This window comes from Streptococcus oralis (genome assembly GCF_001578705.1).
Taxonomy (GTDB): domain Bacteria; phylum Bacillota; class Bacilli; order Lactobacillales; family Streptococcaceae; genus Streptococcus; species Streptococcus oralis_J.
Map to the genome: position 1 here is coordinate 302,021 of NZ_KQ969038.1, position 552 is coordinate 302,572.

At 37.1% G+C, this 552-nt stretch carries 1 pseudogene; it reads right to left on the reverse strand.

Annotated features, from left to right (window positions below):
* A pseudogene (locus tag SORDD05_RS07420) lies at nt 1-458 on the reverse strand (type II CAAX prenyl endopeptidase Rce1 family protein); the annotation flags it as partial.
* Nucleotides 459-552 lie beyond the last annotated feature (94 nt).

A 552-nucleotide genomic window follows, 5' to 3' on the forward strand; every position in this document is an offset into this window, starting at 1 on the left:
TTTTTAAATTTAGATAGGGCTGTCATCAGAAGTCCACGGAAAACTAACTCCTCAACTATAGGAGCAATGAGACTACCATATAAAATGCGCGTTATAAAGTAACTAATTCCTGTCAAATTAGCTGCTTCTTTCACAATTGCACTCCCATTTTGCGTACTAGGAAAGATCCGAGTCGTTGTATTTACCCACAAAAACATCAACATAAAGGAAAGAAAGAAGATACCCAGATAGGACCAACGAAACTGGAATCGACCGTACTCTTTCCAACGTTGACTCTTTACAAGAATGACAGTAGCAACAATTCCCTCAATTACTATCAATAAAATTTGCATCCCATAAAATCCCAAATCAGATAACTGGCTCACTGAGTCTAATTTTGCTACAAGATTAAAAATCGAGTAATAGGACACGAGCACTAAAATAGTCTCTAGATAAAATTTCGTTTCTTTCCTTTTCATAGTTGATCCTTTTAAGTTTTATTTGCGTCTTCTTTCAGCCAAACCTACCCAGAGTCCTTTCATCCAATCAAAAGCTCCGTAAGGGCTTGGTCCA